Genomic DNA, 24,135 nt, shown 5'->3' with positions numbered 1-24,135 from the left:
CCTCACCGGAGTTTCAGCGTCGAAAGGCCGAGCAGGGCCAGGCCGACGGCGATGATCCAGAAGCGGATCACCACCTGGCTCTCGGTCCAGCCCTTCTTCTCGAAATGATGATGGATCGGCGCCATCAGGAAGACGCGCCGGCCGGTCATCTTGAAGAAGCCGACCTGGATGATGACCGACAGCGTCTCCATGACGAAGAGGCCGCCGATGATCGCCATGACGATCTCATGTTTGGTGGCGACGGCAACGGTGCCGATCGTACCGCCGAGCGCCAGCGAGCCGGTATCGCCCATGAAGATGGCGGCCGGCGGCGCATTGAACCAAAGGAAACCGAGGCCGGCGCCGATGACGGCGCCGAGCACGACGGCAAGCTCACCGGTGCCGGGCACGAAATTGATCTGCAGATAGTTCGCAAACACCACATTGCCGGCGAGATAGGCGATGACGCCGAAGGAGGCGGCGGCGATCATGACCGGCACGATGGCAAGCCCGTCGAGGCCATCGGTCAGATTGACGGCATTGCCGGCGCCGACGATGACGAATCCGCCGAAGACGACGAACATGATGCCGAGATTGATCAGGAAGTCCTTGAAGAAGGGAAAAGCGATCGAGGAGCCGAAGGTCGAACCGGCAGTCCCCGAGGCAAGGGCCGTGCGCATCATGAAATAGACCGCGATGCCGGCGATGACGAACTCGATGCCGAGGCGCGCCTTGCCGGAGAAGCCCTTGTGGCTCTGCTTGGTCACCTTGAGATAATCGTCATAGAAGCCGATTGCGCCGAAGCCCAGCGTCACCAGCAGTGTCGCGACGACATAGACGTTGGAAAGATCGGCCCAGAGCAGCGACGCCCCGACGATGCCGGCCAGGATCATCAGCCCGCCCATGGTCGGCGTGCCGGCCTTCTTGAAATGCGTCTGCGGCCCGTCCGCGCGGATCGGTTGGCCCTTGCCCTGCCGGATGCGCAGCGAGTTGATGATCGTCGGCCCGAAAAGGAAGACGATTAGTGCGGAGGTGAAGAGAGCGGCGCCCGTGCGGAACGTGATATATCTGAACAGGTTCAGAAATTTGAAATATTCCGACAGTTCGACAAGCCAGATCAGCATTCAAGGCCCCTTGTTACCCGGTCAAAGTTCGCGTTGCGTGTCGGAAAATGCCGGGAACTTGTCAAGAAGCGCGGCGACGATCTTGCCGAAACCGATGCCCAGAGACGATTTCACCATCAACACGTCGCCCGGTGCGACCGAATTCAATACATAGTCCGTCAGTTCATCCGTCTTTTCGCGGTACTGTACGTGGACGCTTTCCGGCAGTGATTCCTTCAGCGCAGCCATTTCGGCGCCTGCGAGCCAGACATGTTCGATGCCGGCCGCAAGCAGCGGCCCGGCGAGATCGGTGTGGACCTTCCCGGCATACTCGCCCATCTCGAGCATGTCTCCGAGCACGGCGATACGGCGTCCGCGCCCGGTCGGCTCGGAGGCCGCCAGCAGTGCGATCGCCGCGCGCATCGAAGCGGGATTGGCATTGTAACTCTCGTCGATCAGCGTGAATCTGCTATTACCGCCGCCGATCGACAGCCGGTGGCGTTTGCCCCTGCCCTTTTCCGGCTTCAGCGTCGCAAGTGCATCGATCGCCTTTTCCATGTCGGCGCCGACGATCTTGACAACGCCGAGCGCCGCGAGAGCATTCTCGGCGATATGGCGGCCCGGCGCACCGATCGCGACCTCCAGCGTCTCGCCGCCGATCGTCAGCCACAACGTCGAATTCTCGTCCGCGCCGTTGAATTCCGCTAGCCGGAATTCCGCCTTGGCATGTTGGCCGAAGGAATGAATATGCTCGATGCCGAGCGACTGCGCCGTTCGATCGAGGAAATTGAACTGGTCATTGTCGCGGTTGAGCACGACGTGGCCGCCGGGCTCGAGCCCCTCGAAGATCTCCGCTTTGGCGGCAGCAATCTCCTTGATGCTCTTGAAATTGCCGAGATGGGCCGGCGCGATCGTCGTGATGACCGCAACATCGGGGCGGATCATCGCCACCAGCGGCCGGATCTCACCCGGATGGTTCATTCCGACTTCGTAGACGCCGTAATCGGTATCATCATGCATCCGCGCCAGCGTCAGCGGCACGCCCCAATGGTTGTTGAAGGAGGCGACGGAGGCATGCACCTTGCCCGACGGCGACAGCACATGCCGCAGCATCTCCTTGGTGGTCGTCTTGCCGACAGAACCAGTGACGGCGATGATCTTAGCCCGCGAGCGCTCGCGGGAAGCCTGCCCCAGACGCCCGAGTGCCGCCAGCACATCGTCGACGACGATCATCGGTACCGTCAGGCGGCCGAGGGCGGGAAGCCTCGCTTCGCTGACGACGAGAAGCGAGGCGCCGTTCGCTATCGCCATCGACGCATAGTCGTGACCATCGACGCGGTCACCCTTGATCGCAAAGAACGCCTCGCCTGATGTAATCGAGCGGCTGTCGATGGAAATGCCGGTGATCCCTTCGGGCAAAGTGCCGAAAGGGCGCCCCGCCATCGCTGCGATCATGTCTTCGGTCGTCCAGAGCCAGCTCAAGATTTTAGTTCCTCCAAGGCCTTGCGCACCTCCGCGTGGTCGGAGAACGGCAGTGTGACACTCCCGATCGTCTGCCCTTCCTCGTGCCCCTTGCCGGCAACGATCAGCGTATCGCCGGATTTCAGCATGCCGACCGCCTCGCGGATCGCCGTGGCGCGATCGCCGATCTCGGAGGCGCAACCTGCTGCCGCCATGATCTCGGCCCGGATCGAAGCCGGCTCCTCCGAACGCGGATTGTCGTCGGTGACGATGACGACATCGGCAAGGCGGCAGGCGATTTCGCCCATGATCGGTCGCTTGCCGCGGTCGCGGTCGCCGCCGCAGCCGAAGACGACGACGACACGGCCGGTGGTGAAGGGCCTCACCGAATTCAGCACATTTTCCAACGCATCCGGCTTGTGGGCATAATCGACATAAGCGAGTGCGCCATCTTTGGTATGGCCGACCAGTTCGAGGCGGCCGGATGCGCCGACCAGTTTCTCGAGCGCCGCCATCGCGACCTTCGGCTCGACTCCCGTGGACATGGCAAGTCCTGCCGCAACCAGCGCGTTGGCGACCTGGAAATCGCCGGCCAGCGGAATGTCCACCTCGAAGATCTCATCGCCGATATGGATCTCCGCCGTTTGCTTGTGGCGGAAATGCTCGACGCGTTTCAGCGAGAGATATTGTCCCTTGCGCCCGACGGTGCGGACGTCATGACCGGCATCGGCAGCCGCCTTGATGGCCTGCGCCGACCACGGATCGTCCGCGAAGACGATCGCCGGCGAGCCCTTCGGCAGCAGCGTATCGAAAAGCCGCATCTTGGCGGCCATATAGTCTTCGATCGTGGGATGATAATCCATGTGGTCGCGGCCGAGATTGGTGAAGGCTGCGGCGGCGAGCCTGACGCCGTCGAGACGGGACTGATCGAGGCCGTGGCTGGAAGCCTCCATCGAGGCATGCGTAACACCCTCGTCGGCGAGCTCCGCCAGCAGTTTGTGCAGCGATACCGGATCCGGCGTCGTCAGTGCGCCATATTCATTGCGCGTCGGCGAAACGACACCTGTTGTGCCGATCATCGCGGCTGCATGGCCGGCATGTGCCCAGATCTGGCGGGTGAAAGAGGCGACGGAAGTCTTGCCTGCCGTGCCGGTGACGGCGACCATGGTCTCGGGCTGCCTGCCGTAAAAACGGGAGGCAGCGATGGAAAGAAAGCGGCGCGGCTCCTTGACCGCAAGCACCGGGATGGGAGCATCGACAACCTGGGAGGTGATCGCGACGGCGGCCCCACGGCCGGCGGCATCCGCGATGAAGCCCGCGCCATTCGCCTTGGTGCCGGCGACCGCGACAAAAGCGTTGCCCGATTCCACCTTGCGGCTATCCGAAGACAGGCCTGAGATATCAAGCAAGCCTGCCGGGCCTTCGAGCTGTGCTTCAAGTTCCGGAAACTGATCTCCGGCCAGGTCTCGCAATTTCATCGAACGCACTTTTCTCTCTTGAAGCCGGTTCACCCCTCGCGAATCGGCGTCGGTATTCATTCACACTCAATAAGACACCAGCAAGGCCGAACCGCCCTCCCCAAATTTCGGCTCGATGCCGAGAATGGGAGCCGCGCGGCGGATGATCTCACGAGCGATCGGGCCGGCAGTACCGGCGGAGATCGTTCCACCATACTGCTTTTCGCCTGTTTTCGGCTCGTCGCAGAAGGTGATGACGACATATTGGGGATTATCGATCGGGAAGGCGGAGATAAAGGAGTTGAAGTTGAGCGTCGCGGAATAACGCCCGTTCACCACCTTGTCCGCCGTACCGGTCTTGCTGCCGACGGCAAAGCCCGGCACACGGGCGACGCGTCCCGACCCCTTGTAACCGTTGAAATCGAGAAGATAGCGGATCTCATCGCTGGTCGATTTCTTGAGGACCTGCTTGGAGACCTGATCGGCCTGTTCGCGGGTGCGCGGCAGGAATGTCGGCTCGATCAGCTTGCCGCCGTTGACAAGGGCGGCAGCCGCCACGCCCGTCTGCAGCGCGGTCGTCGAGACGCCGTGGCCGAAGGAAATCGTGATCGAATTGATCTTCTTCCAGACGCGCGGCTGGCTCGGCATCTTCACTTCGGGCAGTTCGGTCTGCATCTTCGTCAGCAGGCCGAATTTGGTCAGATAATCCTTCTGCGCGTCGATGCCCACGAGGTCTATGACGCGCGCCGTGCCGATATTCGACGAATACTGGAAGATTTCGGGAACGGTCAGCCAGCGGCGCTGTCCGTGAAAGTCATGGATGGTGAAGCCACCGATATAGATCGGCTTGCTGGCGTCGAACGTGTCGGACATCTTCACCTTGCCGCTGTCGAGCGCCATCGCCAGCGAGAAGGTCTTGAAGGTCGACCCCATTTCGAAGGTGCCGTTCGTCATCCGGTTGAGCCAGCCTTCCTTGGCGCCCTCCTGCGGATTGTTCGGATCGAAGTCGGGTGCCGATGCCATGCCGAGCACTTCCCCGGTGTGCACGTCGATAACAGCCGCGCCGGCCCCCTTGGACTGGAAATTGTTGACGGCGTTGACGACCGCGTCGCGAACGATGTTCTGCACGCGCAGGTCGATCGACAGCCGCACCGGCTCCAGCGGCTGGTCGCTCGTCATGCCGACCGAGGCGAGATCGGCGAGCCCCTGGTCGTCGATAAATTTCTCCATGCCGGCAACGCCGCGATTGTCGATGTTGACATAGCCGAGGATGTGCGCCGCGGTTGAGCCGCCGGGATAGAAGCGACGCTTCTCCGGCCGAAAGCCGATACCGGGAATGCCGAGCGCGAGGATCTGGCTCTGCTGCTTCGGCGTCAGCTGCCGGCGCAGCCAGGCGAAATGCGAGCTCTTGACCGAAAGCTTCTTGTAGGTGTCCCTGACGTCGAGCTCCGGCAGAACAGTCGCAAGCTTCTCCACCGCCTCATCAACGTCAACGATCTTGTTCGGCTCGGCAAACAGCGAGACCGTGCGGATGTCGGTCGCCAGCACCTCGCCATTGCGATCGAGAATGTCGGGCCGCGAGGCCATCAGCCGGTCGGGCGGCAGGATGCTGGAGACGACCTCCTGATCCTTCATGGCATATTCGACCAGACGACCGCCGATGACGACATAGACACCCATGAAGCCAAGGATCAGCAGCCCTACACGGCTTTTTGCCTGCCCCGTCTTCTTCTTGCGCGACCCCTCGATGGCCACGCCGGCGGAAGGCCCGCCGAAACGGTTATAGACGCCGGCGGAGAAATGCGCCTGGCTCTTCAGGACCATGATGCGGGAAAGAAACGACATTATTCCACCGACCCCGTTTCGATCTCGTCTGCCTCGTCCGCCACCACACCGTGCTGCTGTACTATGCCGCGTGGCGCAGACATCGGCACCGGCTGTGCTTTGCCGGTCGCGCCTTTGGCGCCGGCCATGGTCGCACCCTTGGGACCGGCGTTGGCCTCCGTTACGTCGGGTGCCGGAACCTCGGATCTCAGCATCGGCAGCTCCTTCGCATGCACGAGCGCCGTCGAATCCGTCGGCTGCAGCTGCAATTCCGCATTGTAGGCATTGACCAGCCGCTCCAGCCGGTTCGGCTGCGATTGCAGCGCCCAATCGGCCTTGAGAAGATCGATCGTGTCCTTCTCGAGCTTGATCTCGGCTTCGAGGCGATGAACCTCCTCAAGCTTCAATTCGGCGCGATGCTTGATCGTGTAGGTGACGGCGGCAGTCGCCGTCATGACGCCGATGAGCACGAGATCGAACGTCTTCAGCATATCAACCTCCGAGCTTTCCGAGAGAGGCAAGATTGGGAAACCCGAAGAGCGACATATCCGCCGCCTCGGCGGCCGCGCCCGTGCGCAGGCCAGCGCGCAGCTTGGCGGAGCGGGCGCGCGGATTGGCTTCAGCCTCCGCCTCGCTCGCCGAAACCATCGGCTTGCCGATCGCCGTGAAGGTCGCCGCCCGCTCGTGTGCGGCCGGCAGGTGCCGCGAGCCCGTCGCCTTGCCGGCGCGGTCGGAGAAGAATTTCTTGACGATGCGGTCTTCAAGCGAATGAAAGGTCACGACGACGAGCCGGCCGCCGGGCTTCAGAGCTCGTTCCGCCGCAAACAACGCCTGCGCCAGCTCCCCTAGCTCGTCATTGACGAAAATGCGCAAGGCCTGGAAGACGCGCGTCGCGGGATGGATCTTGTCCTTCATCTTGCGCGGGGTGACCAGCTCGATGAGACCGGCAAGATCGCGCGTCGTTTCGAAGGGCTTTTCCTCGCGCCGCTTCTCGATCGCATGTGCGATTCGCGGCGCCTGACTTTCCTCGCCAAGAAAATGGAAGATGCGGATCAGATCCGCGACTTTGGCGCGATTGACGACATCGGCGGCCGAAACGCCTGTTGCCGACATGCGCATGTCGAGCGGCCCGCTCTTCTGGAAGGAGAAGCCGCGCTCGGGCTCATCGATCTGCATGGAAGAGACGCCGATATCGAGCACGATGCCGTCGAGCCCGCCCTGCGGCGCATGATCGGCAAGATTCGAGAACTGCGCGTGAATGAGCGTGAGACGACCGGCATGAGCGGCAACCATCGCCTGGCCTGCGGCAATTGCGCTGGGATCGCGATCGAGCGCGATCACCTCGGCGCCGGCGGCAAGAATGGCTGCGCTATAACCGCCCGCACCGAATGTACCGTCGAGAATGAGCTTGCCGGGCGCGGGCGAGAGCGCCACGAGGACTTCATTGAGAAGAACAGGAATGTGACGAACCGGTCCGCCACCGGCATCAGTTGAACCTCCGCCAGGATTCGTCACCATTCCGTTCCCTCGTTCCTTCAGGAACGCTTGCCCGCCAGCTTGCGCTCCCCTCGTGCCTGCGCCTGCGCAGCCAGGAATGCCTGCGGCTGCCAGAGCTGAAAATGATCCGCCCGACCGACGAAGGTCACTTCGTCCGAGACGCCGGTAAAGTCGCGGATGAAATCCGTGACCATCAGCCGCCCCTCGGCATCGAGCTTCATGAAGACCCCGCCTCCGTGGATCAGAAGCGACATCGCGTTCGCATCCGGCGAAAACGGATCTTCCGCAGCAATCTGCCGCTCGAATCTTTCGAGAAGATCCGGGCCGCCGACGCTGATCGCCGGAAACACAAAGTCCTGGAAACAGTAAAGCTCCTGGACGTTGCGCTGCGCCAGCACGGAACGGAATGCCGAAGGCACGGAAACCCTGCCCTTGGCATCGATCCTGTTGGTCGCGTTCGAAAGGAAGCGGCTCATGACTCGAAACATCCGTTCCCGCAGGGAGCCGGACAAAAAGACGCCCGAAAGTCCCAATATCAGGCACAGCTTCGCAAGCCGGATGAGCCAAATCCCACCCGACGCTTCCGGAAAGGAAGACGCCTTTGCTTTGCGATGAATGGGCAAATGATTGCCCTGATGCAGTGCGCATTTGGGATAGCATGGGACCATATGGGCGTCAATGGGATACGCCCATTTTGCAACGGACGCATGATCAAACATTTATAAGCTGTTAAGTTTAACAAAGGGTTAGCGGCGCCATTTTCGGCATGACGCGCGTTGGTCGCGCGTCACAAAAAAACAGCCATAAAATGCATGAATATCAGCTTGAAAACAGTTGGTTTCAGCGGCTTAGGGTGAAAATCCCGGCCCTGCCGCAGCACGGATGTTAATCGCCAGTTGGCCTGTAAGCCGGGTTCTGTATGGCTCCGGCGTGAACCGGAACGTGGCAGCCATTCCTCTGGGACAGCGCTCGCACGCTGCCTCACGCAACCCACCCGGACGACTGGCCTGGAAACCGGCCGGAGAGCCTTTCGGCCCGCCGCGTCATCCCTATTCGGTCTTGCTCCCGGTGGGGTTTACCGTGCCATATCCGTTGCCGGAGATGCGGTGGGCTCTTACCCCACCCTTTCACCCTTACCTGTTATGACAGGCGGTTTGCTTTCTGTGGCACTTTCCCTGAGGTCGCCCTCGCCGGACGTTATCCGGCACCGTGTTTCCGTGGAGCCCGGACTTTCCTCACCTTACCGCCTTTCGGCATTGGTAAAGCGCGGCTGCCCGGCCAACTGGCAGGGCTCCCATAAACGAGAGAGCCCGTAATTGCTACTGAAATATAGGGGGCAGCCTTAACGGAAATTAGGTGTGAAATCCGTGGAGTAGCCCTGTTCGCTGATTCTGCCCGACAAAAGCAGCTCCGCGCCGAGCCTGCCGATTTCGTCCGAACTCTTGGCCGAGGTGCCGGCGCAGCCCGTCAGCACCGCGATCCCGGGCGAAGAGGTATAGCCGACCATCGGATAGCTGCTTTCCGTAAACGAGACGACGCAGGCGGCCGTCGAAATCGACAGCGGCGTCATATCGGGCACGAGGTCGGCGACGATGCGCTGGAGATGCGAGCGCACGCTCTCGCGCCCTTCGGTCCTGAACCAGGCTCGCATCTCGATGTCGTTGTGTAAGATCAGATCGTCGGGATCGCCGCCGATCTTCAGGTAGAATTTGCCATCGGGATAACGGATCGGCGGCAGCAGATAGATGTGGATGCCGGGCACGTCGAGAATGAGCGACGGCATCGCCGCAAGGCGGAGCGCATCAGCCTCGCCGACCTCGAACAGCGTTACGGTCCGGCCATAAACCGTCATGGCAACAGGCCGTGGCAACAGATTCTCGGCAATGGAAAATCCGCCCGCCGCCAGCAGCACCTTTTCACTGCGATAGGTGAGGCCCCCGGCAGTCTTGACGCTCGCCAGCCCGCCCCCCTCGCGGATAGAGACCACATGATCCCGGATGACAGTCGCACCTGCCCTTTCTGCCAGCATAGATTGTGCCTTGACCAGTTTACGCGGACTGATATGTCCGGCGCCCCTCGCTTCGAACACACCTGCACTGCGGGCGGGAAAGGCAAAGAAGGGAAATGCGGTCTTCAATCCGCCGGCGTCCAGAAGCCTGGTCTCGACGCCGAGCGAAACGGCGGCCTGCCGAGTCCTTTCGAGATAATCGCTCCCATCAGGCGCGACGACGACGCAGCCGGCCTCCCGATAGAAGTCGATGCCGCTCTCGTTCGCGATCTCGCCGTAGCGACCGATCGAACGATTGGCGAGCAGCGCCCAGTTGCGGTCGGGATCGATGGTGCGGGTAATGCGCCCCTCGTCGTAATGGCTGGCGAAAACGCCTTCATGCGCCTTGCGATCATCAGGCTCGTCCGGGCCGATCACCGCGACACCATCCGTCTGCCGCGCCAGATGCCGCGCGGCAGCGGCTCCCATCAGCCCGCGGCCGACGACGATATATTTGAAATCGACTGCCATGATATTCCTCTCAAGCGAAGACGGGCGCCAATTCGCGGCCGAAGTCCTCGTCCCCGAGCCGCCCTTCCTTAAGAAGCACGGCGCCAAGACGCCCGAGTTCGTCGGAGGATTTGGCCGCGACGAAATTGCCGCCGGTCAGCACCGCAATCCGCGGCGACTGCGTGAAGCCGACATAGGGATAACCGGTCGGGGTGAAATTCGCCACACACGGAGCCGACGTGACCGGGCAGCCGGCAAGCTCCGGCATCAGTTGCAGGGCGATGCGCGAGAGATGATCGCGCTCGGCCACACTGCCGTCGGAACGGAACCACGTGGCGGCCTCTTCCAGCCGGCTGAAGGAAAGCGCCTCGGTATCGCCGCCGAGCTTCAGATAGGTCTTGCCATCGGGATAACGCACCGGCGGCAGAATATAGATGTGATCCTCCTCTCGGTCGCCGAGCACAATGGTCGACGGCATGTCGCCGAAAATCGTCATCTCGCGCTCGCCGATCTCGTAGAAGACAACGGTACGCGCCATGACTCTCAGATCGACGCGACGCGGCAGCAAAGCATGGAAATTGCTGAAAGCGCCAGCCGCGACCAGCACGCCCTCGGCACTGTAGCTTCTGTCGCCAGCTGTCACCTCGACATGGGAGCCCGCGTCGCGCACCGATGTCACGGTCGCTTCGATCAGCGAGACGCCGCCCTGTTCGGCGAGCTTGGCTTGCGCGCGCACCAGCGCCCGCGGATTGATGTGCCCGGCACGATTGCTCTCGAAATATCCGCTGAAGTCGGGGGCGACGTTAAGATAGGGAAAACGCTGCCTGAGTTCCGCCGGCGCGACGGTCTCGATATCGCTACCGAGCGTTCGGCTGACGGCCAGCGCCCTCAGAAGAAAATCCTGCTCATCCCTAGGCGCCGGCCCGGCGAAAAGGCAGCCGACTTCCGAAAAGAAGGAAATGCCGCTCTTCGCCTCAATGTCGCGGTAGCGGCCGAGCGCCCGCGCAGCGAAGGTTCCCCAGGCAAGATTGCCGTCGAAGGTGCGGGTAATGCGCGCTTCGTCATAGTGGCTGGCAAAGACGCCGCGATGAGCCTTACGCTCCTCGGGCTCCGGCGGGCCGATCAGCGCGATGCCGTCGGCCATGGAGGAGAGGTGCCGTGCCGCCGCCGTCCCCATCATGCCGCGCCCGATGACGATGAACCTGAAATCGACTGCCATATCTCACCCCATCTCGAGGTGGCCCACCTCGTTTCGAGGTGGGATATCATGGCGCGCATCCCGATTCATATCGCAAAAACAGCGGCGGAGGATTTTCCTCCGGTCCGCTCGGCGGCTCAGTCGAGCATTGCCAGGACCTTACCGCAATAGGTCTTCGAAACCGGGTTCATGCGCGTTGCGCCGTGGCCGGCATTATACTTGAGGATGGTGTTGCAGGTCTCTCCACCACCGAGATCATGGGCAGCAGCCAGATATTTCATGCCGTACTTGATGTTGGTTTCCGGATCGAACAGGCCCTTGGCGCTGCCGGAATAACCCATCATGCGGGCCGTTGCAGGCTTTATCTGCATCAGGCCGATTTCACCGTGGCTGCCGCGTGCATTCGGATTGAAATTGCTTTCGACGCGGATGACCGCGGTCGCAAGCGCAACTGGTACAGCATATTGGTTCGCATATTTGCTGATCAGCGCGGAATAGGAATCGCCGGCAACATTGGCGACGGAATAACCGCTCTGGCGCTCGACCGTCTTCAGCGGGCGTTCCGCCGTCTTGAGCGGACGCTTCGCCGGCTTGACCGAACGTTCCGCTTTCTTCAACGGACGCTCTACCTTCTTCGAAGGACGCTCGACTTTCTTCACCGGCGCATCGGCTCGCACACCCCAATCATTCGCAAGCGCAAAGCTATTTCCCGCCAGCACCATGCCAACGCATGTTGCAGCAACAACAATCAGTTTTCTCATGTAGTCTTGAACACTCCGACCCAAAGAATTTCCGGACGGCGCGCCTCGCTGTCATAATGAATACCAGATCAATGACCGATCGGGATTCACGGTAATTCTTATCGTTTCACATATCGCCCGTAGTTTAACCCGAAAACAACCCCGAGCACCGCTTGGCGGACGTTCTTAGACCATCGTAATGAGGAGATAATAGGGAAATGATGTGGCAGGCCGAATTTCGCGCTGCAATGCGAAATTCGGCGTTTGAGTAATTGCCGAGAATCAGGAGTAACGCGGCAACGCCGACAGCAGCCGGTGCAGCGTGTCGATCGTCGAGAAATCGGCGATCCCGTCCACCCGTTCCGGCCGGAAATGGCGCTGGAAGGCTTCCACATCGCCGGCCGTCTTTTCGGAGAATTTCCCCGTAATTTCAGTACTGTAACCATAAAGCGACAGCATCGACTGCAGCGCTTCCACCGGCTGGCCGGCGTCCCCGCGCTGAAAGAAACGCCCACCGGTGATCATCGCCGGCTCGACCCAATGGCCCACACCCGCCCGATGAAGCTCGGCCCAGGGGAATTTCTCGCCCGGATCGACCTTGCGAATCGGTGCGACATCGGAATGCCCGAGCACCCTTTCCGACGCGATCGACCAACGTTTGACACAGTCGCGACACAATTCGATGACTGCTGCGATCTGTTCTTTCGGATAGTCGGGAAGGCCGCCGGGATGGCCGGCATTGGCGATTTCGATCCCGATCGACAGCGAATTGATATCGCTCTCGCCGTGCCAGCTGCTTTTGCCCGCATGCCAGGCGCGCCGCGCCTCCGGCACGAGCTGGATCACCTCGCCATTCTCGTGCACGAAATAATGGCTGGAAACCTGGCTCTCTTCCCGACAGAGCCAGTCGAGCGCGCCATCGGCCGTCGGCATACCGGTATAATGCAGGAGGATCATGTCGGGACGCCGCCCGTCCGCCCGCTCGCCGTGGTTGGGCGACGGCCGCACGCAAGCGCCTCGATAATCGGCCTCGAAAGAGGTCATGCGGCGCGGCGTTCCTTCTCGATCGCCGCATAGGCGGCGTTCAGCGCCGCCATGCGCTCATTGGCGATCAAGTGAAACTCCTTCGGCACCCCACGCGAGATCAGTCGATCGGGATGATGTTCGCTGACCAGGCCGCGGTAACGGCGGCGGATCGTCGGAAAATCATCGGAAGGCGACACGCCGAGCACCTTGTAGGGATCGCCGCCAGACGAGACGTGGCGAGCGGCGATCTGGTCGAAACGTGTCTCGCTCATTTCAAAGATTTCGGCGATGTGGCGCAGGAAATTCAGTTCCTTCTCATGGATCAGCCCGTCGGCCTTGGCGATATGGAAGAGGCCGTCGAGCACGTCTTCCAGCACCGTGCAATTGGCCGCGCAGGTGGTGCAGAGCGTGGAGAGCCGCTCGGCGTAGGCCTCATAGCCGGCAACATCCTGACGCGCGAGGTTATAAAGTCTGGCGACATTCTTGGCCTGGTCCTCGGGAAATTCGAAGATTTCCCGGAAGGCCTCGACCTCCCTCTCGCTGACGATGCCATCGGCCTTGGCCATCTTGGCCGAAAGCGCGATGATTGCCACGGAGAACGCCACTTTGCGCCGGGTTTCGGGATCGCCTTCGAAAACCGTTCGGATCGCCTCGACGACCGCGGAAAGCGCATTGCCCGCGGTATTGCCAATGGCATTCAACAGTTTTTCCCAGAAGGACATCGAAAATCTCTCGCACGCTTGTCAAGTATGAGCAATCAGCTTGACCAAAGAATCTGAGCCTTTGCAAGGCGACGATTGGTCGTAGGATCGAAAACAGTTTTCACAATTCGGTAATTATTGCACCGCAGCAAGCGGTCGGTCGCTTTCGCCGGATCGGCCGTAAGAGAGTGCTCGCACCATCTCACTCGATGCTTAACCGCCGATTTCCACAAACAGCTCCAGACAACCAACGCGGGCTTGAAACGATTATATCGATACTTCGCGCCGCCTTCGCCGTTGAACCCGGCAAAAAGCCGCTTCTTTCGTAAATTCTTTACTTTACAGAGCCCTTTCCCTGCCGCATCCATGCGCTAGCTAACGCCGCCCACAGAAACATCGCAGGAGGGATCCATGGCCAAACAGAAAGTCGCAATGCTGACCGCCGGAGGCCTGGCGCCCTGTCTTTCCTCCGCCGTTGGCGGCCTCATCGAACGCTACAGCGACGTCGCCCCCGAGATCGACATCATCGCATATAAGTCCGGCTATCAGGGCGTGCTGCTCGGCGATCGCATCGAGATCACCCGCGACATGCGCGAGAAGGCGCCGCTGCTGCATCGCTATGGCGGCTCACCGATCGGCAACAGCCGCGTCAAGCTCACCAATGCCGCCGACTGCGTCAAGCGCGGCCTTGTCAAGGAAGGCGACAACCCGCTGAGGGTTGCCGCCGAACGTCTTGCCGATGACGGCATTACCATTCTCCACACGATCGGGGGCGACGACACCAATACCACCGCCGCCGACCTTGCCGCCTACCTCGCCGCCAACGGCTACGACCTGACCGTCGTCGGCCTGCCGAAGACGGTCGACAACGATGTCGTCCCCATCCGCCAGTCGCTCGGCGCCTGGACGGCCGCCGAAGTCGGCGCGCATTTCTTCGACAATGTCAGCAACGAGCAGACGGCCGCACCGCGCACGCTCGTCATCCACGAGGTGATGGGTCGTCATTGCGGCTGGCTGACGGCGGCCACCGCCCGCGCCTATCTTCAGCGCACCAGCCGCAACCAGTATGTCGATGGCCTGATGATGGACGCGCACCTGAAGAGCATCGACGCCGTCTATCTGCCCGAAATGGCCTTCGACCTCGACGCCGAGGCCGCCCGCCTGAAGGACATCATGGACCGTACCGGCCACGCCACCGTCTTCGTCTCGGAAGGCGCATGCCTCGACGCCATCGTCGCCGAGCGTGAAGCTGCCGGTGAGACCGTCAAGCGTGACGCTTTCGGCCACGTGAAGATCGACACGATCAATGTCGGCGCCTGGTTCCAGAAGCAGTTCGCCAACCTGCTGAACGCCGAGCGCTCGCTGGTGCAGAAATCGGGCTATTTCGCTCGCTCGGCCCCGGCCAACGGCGACGACCTCAGGCTGATCCAGAGCATGGTCGATCTCGCCGTCGAAAGCGCGCTCAATAAGGTCTCCGGCGTCACCGGTCACGACGAAGCGCAGAACGGTAAGTTGCGCACTATAGAATTTCCCCGCATCAAAGGTGGCAAAGCTTTTGACCTGTCGACGGCATGGTTTGCCGAAGTCATGGACAATATAGGGCAGAAATACAAAGAAGCATGATTGACGGACGGTTAATATGGTGTCTTTGCTTGTTCCCGACGGAATAGGAGGAGATTCCATGTCGCTTGAAGCCTGGCTCGCTTTTGCTGCCGCATCCGCCATCATGCTGGCCATACCGGGACCGACGATACTGCTCGTCGTTTCCTATGCGCTCGGTCATGGCCGCCGGACGGCCTTTGCGACGGTGAGCGGCGTGGCGCTTGGCGACTTCACCGCCATGACCGCGTCCCTCTTCGGTCTCGGCGCGGTGCTCGCCACCTCCGCCGCCCTCTTCACCCTTTTGAAGTGGATCGGCGGCGCCTACCTGATATGGCTGGGAATCAAGCTCTGGCGCGCTCCGGTGATTGGCGAGCCGGTCGCCGACAACGACAATCTGCCGGAGGAAAAGTCGCTTAAGATCTTCCTCCACGCCTATGTCGTCACCGCCCTCAACCCCAAGAGTATCGTCTTCTTCGTCGCCTTCGTGCCGCAGTTCCTCAACCCGGCCCTGCCCTTCTTCGGGCAGATGGCGATCATGGAAGCGACCTTCCTCGTGCTGGCGATCCTCAACGCCGCCACCTATGCTTTTCTCGCCCATTCCGCTCGCGGACTGATTCGCAAGGCGAGCGTCCAGCGCGCCGTCAACCGGACCGGCGGCACCCTGCTGATCGCCGCAGGCGCCGTCACCGCTGGGTATCGCCGTATTGCGGCTTAAAAATCCGGTTATCGCGCTATTGCAGCTTAGAAATATTCCGTGGTTGCCGGATTGCAACGAATAGGTTAATGGGGTCATCGGGTTTAAGCTTTTTAGTAACTTTTATAACGCTGCCGGGGCGGCGCGATTTCACGAAAGTGACGGAATGGTGGCGATCGGATTGTCCGGCCTGAAACGCGGTCTTGCCGTTTCAACGGTGCTCTGCTGCGGCGTGATCACTGGCTGCACGAGCGTCGAATATACCTCTCAGGCCGAACTGACAGCTGCTCAGACCGTGGTTCCGACGCCGAAGCCGGGCGAAGACGCGATGCTCGCCGCGGTCCCGACAGCGGAAGGTGCTGCCGGCCAGGCAATCGCCGGTGCCGTCCTTCCCCAGGCAGCTCCGTCACTCACCGCAACGGCGATGCCGACTGCGCCGGGCTCCCAGCCCGCCGATCTGACCATGCAGGCAGGCATACAGCCGGCAGCCTATGCGCAGATCCCGCTGACGCCCGAGATGACAGCGATCCAGTCCGTCGTGCCGACGCCGCGCCCGGGAACGCCGTCACAGCCGGCAACGCAGCTTGCCTTCGCCGCCACGCCGCAGAACAGCGCGCTTGCAGCACTTGCCGCAGTCGACACCACGCCGCGCTCCATGGACTACGGCTTCGACGAATCCGGACCGATCGATCCGCCGACGGCTCCCCCGATGTTCAGCGACGACGATAGGGACGATGCGCCGACCGTCGAGAAGAGCTTCGTCACCAAGCTCATCCAGAAATATTCGAAGATCTATGAGATTCCCGAGACGCTGCTCCACCGCATCGTCCATCGCGAAAGCCGCTACAATCCGAAAGCTTACAACAAGCGCGGCTATTTCGGCCTCATGCAGATCAAATACAACACCGCCAAATCCATGGGCTATGACGGTGCGCCGGGCGGCCTCTTCGACGCAGAGACCAACATCAAATATGCCGCGAAATACCTGCGCGGCGCCTGGCTCGTCTCCGACAACAAGGAAGACGACGCCGTCCGCCTCTATGCGCGCGGCTATTACTACGACGCCAAGCGCAAGGGCATGAGTGATGTCGCCCAGGGTAATTACTGAACCGGGCAGCTGCCGAAACAACCAATTGAAACAGCGGTCATAGCCTACGGCTGCGGCTGAACCTCCCGTTGTGATCCGGCCTGCTGTTGCGGCGCTCCCGATTGCGGCGACGCCGCCAGGATCGCCTTCAGAAGCGTTTGGGGCTGATAGCCGAGCCAGCCCGGCGTCAGGCCGAGTCGGACGACGATCAGATTGGCGGAAGGCACGATCGCCATGCTTTGCCCGTCATGCCCCGTGAGCCAGAACGTATCCTCTGGCAACCCGAACGCGGCGCTGGAGCCACCGGGCGCGAGCCAGGCCTGACCTTGCGTATACCGGCCGTTCGAGGCAGCCGTCGGCGTGCGCATGGCGCCGACGAAGCCCTCCGGCAACAGCCGCTGGCCGTTCCACACCCCATCCTGCAGCAGGAACTGTCCGAAGCGGGCCCAATCATGCGCCGTCGCGTAGAGATAGGAGCTTCCGACAAAGGTGCCGCGCGCGTCGAGTTCGAAGACGGCACTCGTCATGCCGAGCGGCAAGAAGAGCGCGTCGTGCGGATAGGAGAAGGCTGCCAGCGCATTGCCGACTCGGTCCATCCAGATGCGCGACAAGAGCACCGCCGTGCCGCTCGAATAGCGGAAGCGCTGACCCGGTGCCGCCTCCATCGGCGCATTGGCCGGCAACGACACCATATCGGGGTCGAGATAGAGCATGCGCGTCACGTCAGCGACGTTGCCATAGTCCTCGTTGAACGCCAGGCCGCTCTCCATACCGAGCAAGTCGGATACCTTGATCCTGGCGCGCTGATCGTCCTTCCACTGCGCCAGCAGATGATCATCGTCGAAGGAAATCTTGCCATCGAGCATCAGCCGGCCGAGGATGGCCGCATTCACCGTCTTCGTCATCGACCAGCCGATCAGCGGCGTCTTCGCTGAAAATCCGGGACCATAGGCTTCAGCGACGATTCGGCCATCGCGCACCACCACGATTCCCCGCATGGCCGGGCCGGCAAGCCCTGTATCGTTAAGCACCGCAGCGATCTTTTCGTCCCGACCGCCGACACCCTCGCCTTCCGGCCACAACGCCGCGTTCGCCTCCATTCTTGCCGGCGCGTCGAAAGCTGCGGCATTCGCCGCCGCCTCGAAATTGCCGTCGGGCACGCTCGTGCAGCCGAAAGCGCCGCGGTAGAGCGCGTAACTCGAAGCAAACAGCCCCAGGAAGCGCGCGGTCACACGGTTGTTGTCGCGGTCGACGCTGACGCGCACGAGCCGCAGCAGCGGATTTCCCGGCGCCTGCACGTCATCCGTCAGCACGTCTTCGGCGTTCCGTCCGGCAATGAAGACATTGGAGCAGACGATCTTGGCGGCATAGCCGTCGCCGACGCGCAGAAGCTCCGGCGGCCGGACGAACAGCCAGGCAGCGCCGGCAACGACGATGAGAACGACAAGGAGAGCAAGCGCCTTCAGGATACGCAGGACAAATCGCATGGCATTCCTCCGAATGCCCGGAGAGAAGCAGGAATTCCGTCTGCCGGAAAGGGCGCGGCGCGAAGAATATTCCGTCACCCGATCACTTTCCGAGGAGGGCGATGTTTTCGAACGGCGCAGGCCCACAGCCCGCGTCATCAAACTGTAGCAGTGGCGCGCTACACGCCCTGAACGCTAAAAAGGTGACAGACTCATGTCAGAATTTGCACCGGATGCCGGCTTCCGCAAGAACCGGAAACTCAAGGACGCCCTTCTCCGCCACAAGGCTTTTTCGAAGGAGGGCTTCTCCGAGCGTCTCTTCGGTCTTCTCTTCTCCGGCCTCGTCTATCCGCAGATCTGGGAGGATCCGGATCTCGACATGCAAGCGATGGAGCTGAAGACCAATCATCGCATCGTCACCATCGGCTCCGGCGGCTGCAACATGCTCGCCTATCTCTCCAAGGCGCCGGCCTCGATCGACGTCGTCGACCTCAACCCGCACCATATCGCGCTGAACAAACTGAAGCTCGCCGCCTTCAAGCATCTGCCCGATCATACGGATCTCGTCCGCTTCCTGGCGATGCCGAACGAGAAGTCGAACAGCCGCGCCTTCGACCGGCATCTTGCCGCCAATCTCGACGAGGCGACCCGTAGCTATTGGAACGGCCGCAAATTCGGACGCCGCCGCGTCACCGTCTTCGACCGCAATATCTATGAAACCGGCCTGCTCGGCCGCTTCATCGGCGCGGCCCATCTCCTTGCCCGTCTGCACGGCGTCAAGCTGCGCGAAATGACCAAGACCCGCTCGATCCGCGAGCAGCGCCAGTTCTTCGACGAGCAGATCGCCCCGCTGTTCGAAAAGCCGGTCGTGCGCTGGATCACCGGCCGCAAAAGCTCGCTCTTCGGCCTCGGCATTCCGCCGCAGCAATACGACGAGCTCGCAAGCCTTGCCGCCGATCATTCGATCGCGCCGGTGCTGAAGCATCGCCTGGAAAAGCTCGCCTGTCATTTCCCGATGCGTGACAACTATTTCGCCTGGCAGGCCTTCGGCCGCCGCTACGGCACGGAAGAAGAAGGCCCGCTGCCGACCTATCTGAAGCCGGAGCACTACGAGGTGATCCGCGCCAATGTCGACCGCGTCAACGTCCACCACGCAAGCTTCACCGAACTTCTGGCCCGCGAGCCGGCCGCCTCGCGCGACCGCTACATCCTGCTCGACGCGCAGGACTGGATGACCGACGAGCAACTGAACGACGTCTGGCGGGAAATCACCCGCACGGCGCGTGAAGGTGCCCGCGTGATCTTCCGCACCGCCGCCGAAAAGAGCATCATCGAAGGCCGCCTGTCTCCGTCGATCCGAGATCAGTGGGATTATTTCGAAGAGAAGTCGCGAGAGCTGACGGCGCTCGATCGCTCCGCGATCTACGGCGGCTTCCATATTTACGGGAAGAAGGCGTGAGCAAAGTCGGCGCCGAGACGGCAGGAAACAGCAACGAACATGCCAGCCTGATGGATGGCATGTATCGCTACCAGCGCCATATCTACGACCTGACCCGCAAATATTACCTCCTCGGCCGCGACAGCACGATTCGCAATCTCGACGTGCCTGATGGCGGCACGCTGCTCGAAGTCGGCTGCGGCACCGGGCGTAACATGGCTTTGGCGCACAGGTATTTCCCGAGCGCCAAGCTGTTCGGCCTCGACATTTCCCAGGAAATGCTGATCTCGGCGCGCAAGACCTTCGCTACGAAAGCGACAATCCCGGAATTCCGCGTCGCCGACGCCACGGCGTTTACGCCGCGCGAATTCGGCGTCAGCGGCTTCGACCGCATCCTGATTTCCTATGCTCTGTCGATGATCCCGGACTGGGAACGCGCCGTCGATGCATCGATCGCCGCACTCAATCCCGGCGGCCAGTTGCACATCGTCGATTTCGGCCAGCAGGAAGGCCTGCCGCGTTGGTTCCGCCGCATGCTGCAGGCCTGGCTTGCGAAATTCCATGTCACTCCGCGCGCCGATCTGCAGGAGGTCCTGGAAGCGCAGGCCGAGGAACACAATGCGCGATTGTCCTTCGAAACAGTCGGCGGCGGTTACGCCTGGCGGGCGGCCATTATCAGCAGACGCTCATAATTCGCTTGAAACTAACCGATTTTTTACGTTGATATGGTGAAAAGAGGGTTATTCCTCTGCTGGACTCGTTTTTCTCGAAGGTCAGGCTGTGGGGCAAAGAGATCATTCGGTTCACGACGGGATACCCATGCGCCGGCTTTTGTTTTGCGTTCTGCCCCTTGCCATCATGCTGGCCGGCTGCTCCTCTTCCGGTCACGACTATCTCGAAACCGCATCGATAAAGCCGAAGACGCGCTTCCAGGACACCGATCCGCAGGATTTCGGTCCGAAGCATCCGCAGCAGAATGCAATCCACGGCATCGACATCTCCAAATGGCAGGGCGATATCGACTGGGCGACGGTGAGGAATTCCGGCGTCGCCTTCGCCTTCATCAAGGCGACGGAAGGCAAGGACAGGGTCGACCCCCGCTTCGATGAATATTGGCGCGAAGCACGCGCCGCCGGCATCCCGAACGCCCCCTACCATTTCTATTATTTCTGCTCCTCGGCCGATGAGCAGGCCGACTGGTTCATCCGCAATGTGCCGAAGGAGGCCATGCGCCTGCCGCCGGTGCTCGACGTCGAATGGAACGCCGAATCGAAGACCTGCCGCTACCGCCCCGACGCGGAAACCGTGCGCTCTGAAATGCAGCGTTTCATGGACCGGCTGGAGGCCTATTACGGCAAGCGCCCGATTGTCTACACCTCGGTCGATTTCCACCGCGACAATCTCGCCGGCTACTTCCAGGATTATCATTTCTGGGTCCGCTCGGTGGCAAAACATCCCGAGGTGACCTATTCCGACCGCCGCTGGGCCTTCTGGCAATATACCTCGACCGGCATTATTCCCGGCATCAAGGGGCCGACCGACATCAACGTCTTTGCCGGCAGCGCAAAGAACTGGAACAATTGGGTCGCGGCCGTTTCCAAGGATAGAAATTCTTAGTAACGTCTTTCAATCTTTCTTGCTTCCGTCACATTCCTCTGTGAAAGCGACGGGCATCCATTTGCTATAAGGACCGCATTCATGCACCGCTCGCTCACAAGCCGCTCTGCACTCGCCCTCCTGTTTGCCCTCGCTTTTGCAGGCGGCGCGGCCGCCCAGCAGGCGCCCGCGGCCTCGGCTCCGGCAGCCCCCTGCGGCGGCGATCTGTCTGCCTTCCTCCAGGGCATCAAGGCTGATGCGGTCGCCGCAGGCGCCAGCGCCGCAGCCGCCGACGAGGCGCTGGCCGGCGCCGAAATCGATCCCAAGGTCCTGAGCCGGGATCGCGCCCAGGGCGTCTTCAAGCAGACCTTCCTCGAATTCTCGCAGCGTACCGTCAGCCAGGCCCGTCTCGACATCGGCCGCCAGAAGATGAAGCAACATGCCGACGTCTTTGCCCGAGCCGAGCAGGAATTCGGCGTTCCCCCCGGCGTCATCACCGCCTTCTGGGCGATGGAAACCGATTTCGGCGCCGTCCAGGGCGATTTCAACACCCGCAATGCCCTGGTGACGCTGTCGCACGACTGCCGCCGCCCGGAGCTCTTCCGCCCGCAGCTGATCGCTTTGATCGAGATGGTCGAACACGGCGACCTCGACCCCGCCACCAACACCGGCGCCTGGGCTGGCGAGATCGGCCAGGTTCAGATGCTGCCACGCGATATCATCGCCTATGGCATGGACGGCGACGGCGACGGCCATATCCACGTGAAGCAGAGCGGCCCGGACGCCGTCCTGACGGCGGCGAAATTCATCCAGCACCTCGGCTTCGAGCGCGGCCAGCCCTGGCTGCAGGAAGTCACCGTGCCCGACAACCTACCGTGGGAGAAATCCGGCCTCGGCGGCACGATGAAGGCCGGCGAATGGTTCGCGCTCGGCGTCAAGCCGCGCGACGGCAACACCGCCTTCGGTGAACTCGAAGGTGATCTCGTGCTGCCGCAGGGCCGCATGGGACCGGCCTTCATCGCCTATCCCAATTTCAAGATCTATCTCGAATGGAACAAGTCGTTCATCTACACGACATCGGCCGCCTATTTCGCGACCCGCCTTTCCGGCGCCCCGACCTATCTCAAGGGCGCACCGGAACAGGGGCTTGCCAACGACCAGATGAAGACGCTGCAGACCAAGCTGCAGTCGCTCGGCCACGATGTCGGCGAGATCGACGGCATTCTCGGTTCCGGAACGCGTATCGCGATCCAGAAGGAACAGCAGCGCTTGGGCATACCGGCCGACGGCTGGGCGACGCCTGCCCTTCTCAACGCTCTCTGATCGCCGACAGCCGGCCTCCATCCGTTTGACAAGAAACGGGTGGCGCCGTTTTCCGCTTACGCTAAAACTTCATGGTCAAAAGCCGTCGGTTTTCGACCAACGTCCGGCGGAGATGCGATTTGCGGTGGAGGACGCGGCGTGGAAAGCAGAATGAATGCCTGGACCTGGGGCTTGCTGGTCCTGCTCGGTCTGATCTGGGGCGGCTCCTTCTTCTTTGCCCGTATCGCCGTCCAGCACGTGCCGCCGCTGACCCTCGTCTTCCTCAGGCTGCTGCTCGCGGCACTCGCGCTGCATGTCTATATTGCCGGCCGTTTGGACATCTATTCTATCCTTCAGGCCCGCTGGCGCGAGTTCCTGGTCCTTGGCCTGATCAACAATGCGCTCCCGCACGCGCTGATCTTCTTCGGCCAGACCCGCATCGGCGCCGGCCTTGCGGCGATTTTGAACGCGACGACACCGATCTGGACGGTGCTCATCGCCAATTACTTCACATCGGACGAGAAGCTGTCCTCGGCAAAAATCGCCGGCTGCCTCGTCGGCCTCGCCGGAACTGTCGTGCTGATCGGTCCCGGCATCTCGACAGAAAGCGAAGCGCCGCTCTGGCCGTTGCTCCTTCCCGTGCTTGCCGCCGTCTCTTATGGTTTTGCCGCCACCTACGGCAAACGCTTCAGGGATGTTCCCGCTCCTGTCACATCGGCGGGCCAACTGACCGCCTCCTCGCTGATCGCACTGCCACTGTCGCTGGTAGCAGATCGCCCCTGGACTCTTGCCGTACCGCCGGTCGATGCGATCCTCGCCGTTCTGGCGCTGGCGCTGCTGTCGACCGCCTTCGCCTATATCCTGTACTTCAGGATCATGGCCGCCGCAGGCGCCACCAATGCCTCTCTCGTCACCCTTTTGGTACCGCCGAGCGCCATCCTTCTCGGCGTACTCTTCCTCGGCGAAACGCTCAGTCTTGCCGAATTCGCCGGCATGGCCCTCATCGGTTTCGGGCTAGTCATCCTCGACGGCCGCGCCTATCGCCGGCTGGCGAGAACAGCCTGAAATCCGGTTGCAGTTTCCTTTTGTTTTCAACCGCTTGCGGCGCCGCCATGTTTTGGGCGCATAGGTAAACTGGCGATCGCTCGATTTAACGGCATGTTAAATTCTGTGAACAAAAATTAATCAGAAATTATTACGTTACTTCAATGGCTTATCAAATCTGATTTCGATTTATCCACCGACCACTTCGGCAGCGCAGCATAAAATCCGCTTTTCAACCGACATATTTCAGACATAATATCCGCGGGTTAACGCGAGGAGACAGACATGGGACTCACGCAATCCTTGAATGTTCTGTTGGTCAGTGCAGCGTTTGCTTTCGTCCTGTCCATGCTCTTTATTTGAGCTGACGGGCTGGTAATGCTGATAGTGCCTAAACTCCCCTGATCAATCCGCCAACGAAAA

Annotated in this window: 22 protein-coding genes and 1 other RNA gene; 9 read left to right on the top strand and 14 right to left on the bottom strand. The window is 61.4% G+C overall.

What is annotated here, in order from left to right; translation table 11 throughout:
• Positions 1 to 2: 2 nt before the first annotated feature.
• The 13 genes from mraY to QWJ46_RS21670 all read right to left on the bottom strand — a co-directional run bounded on the left by mraY (position 3) and on the right by QWJ46_RS21670 (position 13,504).
• Entirely contained in the window at positions 3 to 1,103 is a 1,101-nt protein-coding gene (gene mraY, locus QWJ46_RS21730) for a phospho-N-acetylmuramoyl-pentapeptide-transferase (RefSeq protein ID WP_011426095.1), read from the bottom strand.
• A gap of 21 nt (positions 1,104 to 1,124) precedes the next feature.
• Positions 1,125 to 2,564 (bottom strand): UDP-N-acetylmuramoylalanyl-D-glutamyl-2,6-diaminopimelate--D-alanyl-D-alanine ligase, encoded by a 1,440-nt coding sequence (locus tag QWJ46_RS21725; protein ID WP_302753778.1) that lies wholly within the window; start codon positions 2,562 to 2,564, stop codon positions 1,125 to 1,127.
• A complete protein-coding gene (locus QWJ46_RS21720) occupies positions 2,561 to 4,081 on the bottom strand; it encodes a UDP-N-acetylmuramoyl-L-alanyl-D-glutamate--2,6-diaminopimelate ligase (RefSeq protein WP_302753776.1) in 1,521 nt (506 codons plus the stop codon). Before QWJ46_RS21720 ends, QWJ46_RS21725 begins: the two co-directional genes overlap by 4 nt.
• A 6-nt stretch (positions 4,082 to 4,087) precedes the next feature.
• Positions 4,088 to 5,845 carry a penicillin-binding protein 2 gene (locus tag QWJ46_RS21715; RefSeq protein ID WP_302753775.1) on the bottom strand — a complete coding sequence of 586 codons (1,758 nt, stop codon included), beginning with the start codon at positions 5,843 to 5,845 and terminating at the stop codon, positions 4,088 to 4,090.
• On the bottom strand, positions 5,845 to 6,315 hold the full coding sequence (locus QWJ46_RS21710; protein ID WP_184459243.1) for a hypothetical protein: 471 nt from the start codon (positions 6,313 to 6,315) through the stop codon (positions 5,845 to 5,847). The genes QWJ46_RS21715 and QWJ46_RS21710 overlap by 1 nt, the downstream gene beginning before the upstream one ends.
• A gap of 1 nt (position 6,316) precedes the next feature.
• Positions 6,317 to 7,342 carry a 16S rRNA (cytosine(1402)-N(4))-methyltransferase RsmH gene (gene rsmH / locus QWJ46_RS21705; protein ID WP_302753773.1) on the bottom strand — a complete coding sequence of 342 codons (1,026 nt, stop codon included), beginning with the start codon at positions 7,340 to 7,342 and terminating at the stop codon, positions 6,317 to 6,319.
• A gap of 17 nt (positions 7,343 to 7,359) precedes the next feature.
• The gene (gene mraZ / locus QWJ46_RS21700; RefSeq protein WP_302753772.1) at positions 7,360 to 7,797 is read right to left on the bottom strand and encodes a division/cell wall cluster transcriptional repressor MraZ; all 438 of its coding nucleotides are present in this window, start codon (positions 7,795 to 7,797) and stop codon (positions 7,360 to 7,362) included.
• Between the two features lie 412 nt (positions 7,798 to 8,209).
• Positions 8,210 to 8,607: RNase P RNA component class A (rnpB, locus tag QWJ46_RS21695), an RNA gene on the bottom strand.
• 56 nt (positions 8,608 to 8,663) lie between these two features.
• Positions 8,664 to 9,839 (bottom strand): FAD-binding oxidoreductase, encoded by a 1,176-nt coding sequence (locus tag QWJ46_RS21690; RefSeq protein ID WP_302753771.1) that lies wholly within the window; start codon positions 9,837 to 9,839, stop codon positions 8,664 to 8,666.
• A 10-nt stretch (positions 9,840 to 9,849) separates the two neighbouring features.
• Positions 9,850 to 11,037 (bottom strand): FAD-binding oxidoreductase, encoded by a 1,188-nt coding sequence (locus tag QWJ46_RS21685; protein ID WP_184459247.1) that lies wholly within the window; start codon positions 11,035 to 11,037, stop codon positions 9,850 to 9,852.
• A 116-nt stretch (positions 11,038 to 11,153) separates the two neighbouring features.
• Entirely contained in the window at positions 11,154 to 11,777 is a 624-nt protein-coding gene (locus QWJ46_RS21680; RefSeq protein WP_302753768.1) for a lytic transglycosylase domain-containing protein, read from the bottom strand.
• Positions 11,778 to 12,038: 261 nt separating this feature from the next.
• Positions 12,039 to 12,800 (bottom strand): N-acetylmuramoyl-L-alanine amidase, encoded by a 762-nt coding sequence (locus QWJ46_RS21675; RefSeq protein ID WP_184459249.1) that lies wholly within the window; start codon positions 12,798 to 12,800, stop codon positions 12,039 to 12,041.
• Positions 12,797 to 13,504, bottom strand: coding sequence for a DnaJ family molecular chaperone (locus QWJ46_RS21670; RefSeq protein WP_184459250.1), 708 nt, complete (start codon positions 13,502 to 13,504; stop codon positions 12,797 to 12,799). Before QWJ46_RS21670 ends, QWJ46_RS21675 begins: the two co-directional genes overlap by 4 nt.
• A 390-nt stretch (positions 13,505 to 13,894) precedes the next feature.
• On the opposite strand from QWJ46_RS21670, the gene QWJ46_RS21665 reads away from it, so the two are divergent.
• The 3 genes from QWJ46_RS21665 (at position 13,895) to QWJ46_RS21655 (ending at position 16,887) form a co-directional block, all read left to right on the top strand.
• On the top strand, positions 13,895 to 15,106 hold the full coding sequence (locus QWJ46_RS21665; RefSeq protein ID WP_302753766.1) for a pyrophosphate--fructose-6-phosphate 1-phosphotransferase: 1,212 nt from the start codon (positions 13,895 to 13,897) through the stop codon (positions 15,104 to 15,106).
• A gap of 58 nt (positions 15,107 to 15,164) precedes the next feature.
• Positions 15,165 to 15,800, top strand: a complete 636-nt coding sequence (locus tag QWJ46_RS21660) for a LysE family translocator (protein ID WP_184459252.1) — start codon at positions 15,165 to 15,167, stop codon at positions 15,798 to 15,800.
• A 145-nt stretch (positions 15,801 to 15,945) separates the two neighbouring features.
• Positions 15,946 to 16,887 carry a lytic transglycosylase domain-containing protein gene (locus QWJ46_RS21655; protein WP_184459253.1) on the top strand — a complete coding sequence of 314 codons (942 nt, stop codon included), beginning with the start codon at positions 15,946 to 15,948 and terminating at the stop codon, positions 16,885 to 16,887.
• 44 nt (positions 16,888 to 16,931) lie between these two features.
• Here QWJ46_RS21655 and QWJ46_RS21650 read toward each other — a convergent pair whose 3' ends face one another.
• Complete coding sequence (locus QWJ46_RS21650; RefSeq protein WP_302753763.1) at positions 16,932 to 18,353, bottom strand: serine hydrolase; 1,422 nt, start codon at positions 18,351 to 18,353, stop codon at positions 16,932 to 16,934.
• On the opposite strand from QWJ46_RS21650, the gene QWJ46_RS21645 reads away from it, so the two are divergent.
• The 6 genes from QWJ46_RS21645 (at position 18,352) to QWJ46_RS21620 (ending at position 23,733) form a co-directional block, all read left to right on the top strand.
• Complete coding sequence (locus QWJ46_RS21645; RefSeq protein WP_184459255.1) at positions 18,352 to 18,501, top strand: hypothetical protein; 150 nt, start codon at positions 18,352 to 18,354, stop codon at positions 18,499 to 18,501. The genes QWJ46_RS21650 and QWJ46_RS21645 overlap by 2 nt on opposite strands.
• 45 nt (positions 18,502 to 18,546) lie before the next feature.
• Entirely contained in the window at positions 18,547 to 19,791 is a 1,245-nt protein-coding gene (locus QWJ46_RS21640; protein ID WP_302753761.1) for a DUF3419 family protein, read from the top strand.
• On the top strand, positions 19,788 to 20,462 hold the full coding sequence (locus QWJ46_RS21635; RefSeq protein ID WP_184459257.1) for a class I SAM-dependent methyltransferase: 675 nt from the start codon (positions 19,788 to 19,790) through the stop codon (positions 20,460 to 20,462). Before QWJ46_RS21640 ends, QWJ46_RS21635 begins: the two co-directional genes overlap by 4 nt.
• Before the next feature lie 127 nt (positions 20,463 to 20,589).
• Positions 20,590 to 21,387 (top strand): GH25 family lysozyme, encoded by a 798-nt coding sequence (locus tag QWJ46_RS21630; RefSeq protein WP_302753758.1) that lies wholly within the window; start codon positions 20,590 to 20,592, stop codon positions 21,385 to 21,387.
• A gap of 81 nt (positions 21,388 to 21,468) precedes the next feature.
• Entirely contained in the window at positions 21,469 to 22,689 is a 1,221-nt protein-coding gene (locus tag QWJ46_RS21625) for a lytic murein transglycosylase (RefSeq protein ID WP_184459259.1), read from the top strand.
• Between the two features lie 138 nt (positions 22,690 to 22,827).
• Positions 22,828 to 23,733: a DMT family transporter gene (locus tag QWJ46_RS21620; protein ID WP_302753755.1), complete on the top strand. Its 906-nt coding sequence runs from the start codon at positions 22,828 to 22,830 to the stop codon at positions 23,731 to 23,733.
• Positions 23,734 to 24,135: the final 402 nt, after the last annotated feature.

Origin of the sequence: Rhizobium sp. CBN3, from assembly GCF_030518245.1 — a bacterium.
GTDB lineage: Bacteria > Pseudomonadota > Alphaproteobacteria > Rhizobiales > Rhizobiaceae > Rhizobium > Rhizobium aethiopicum_A.
This window is presented reverse-complemented; position numbering and strand designations above follow the sequence as displayed.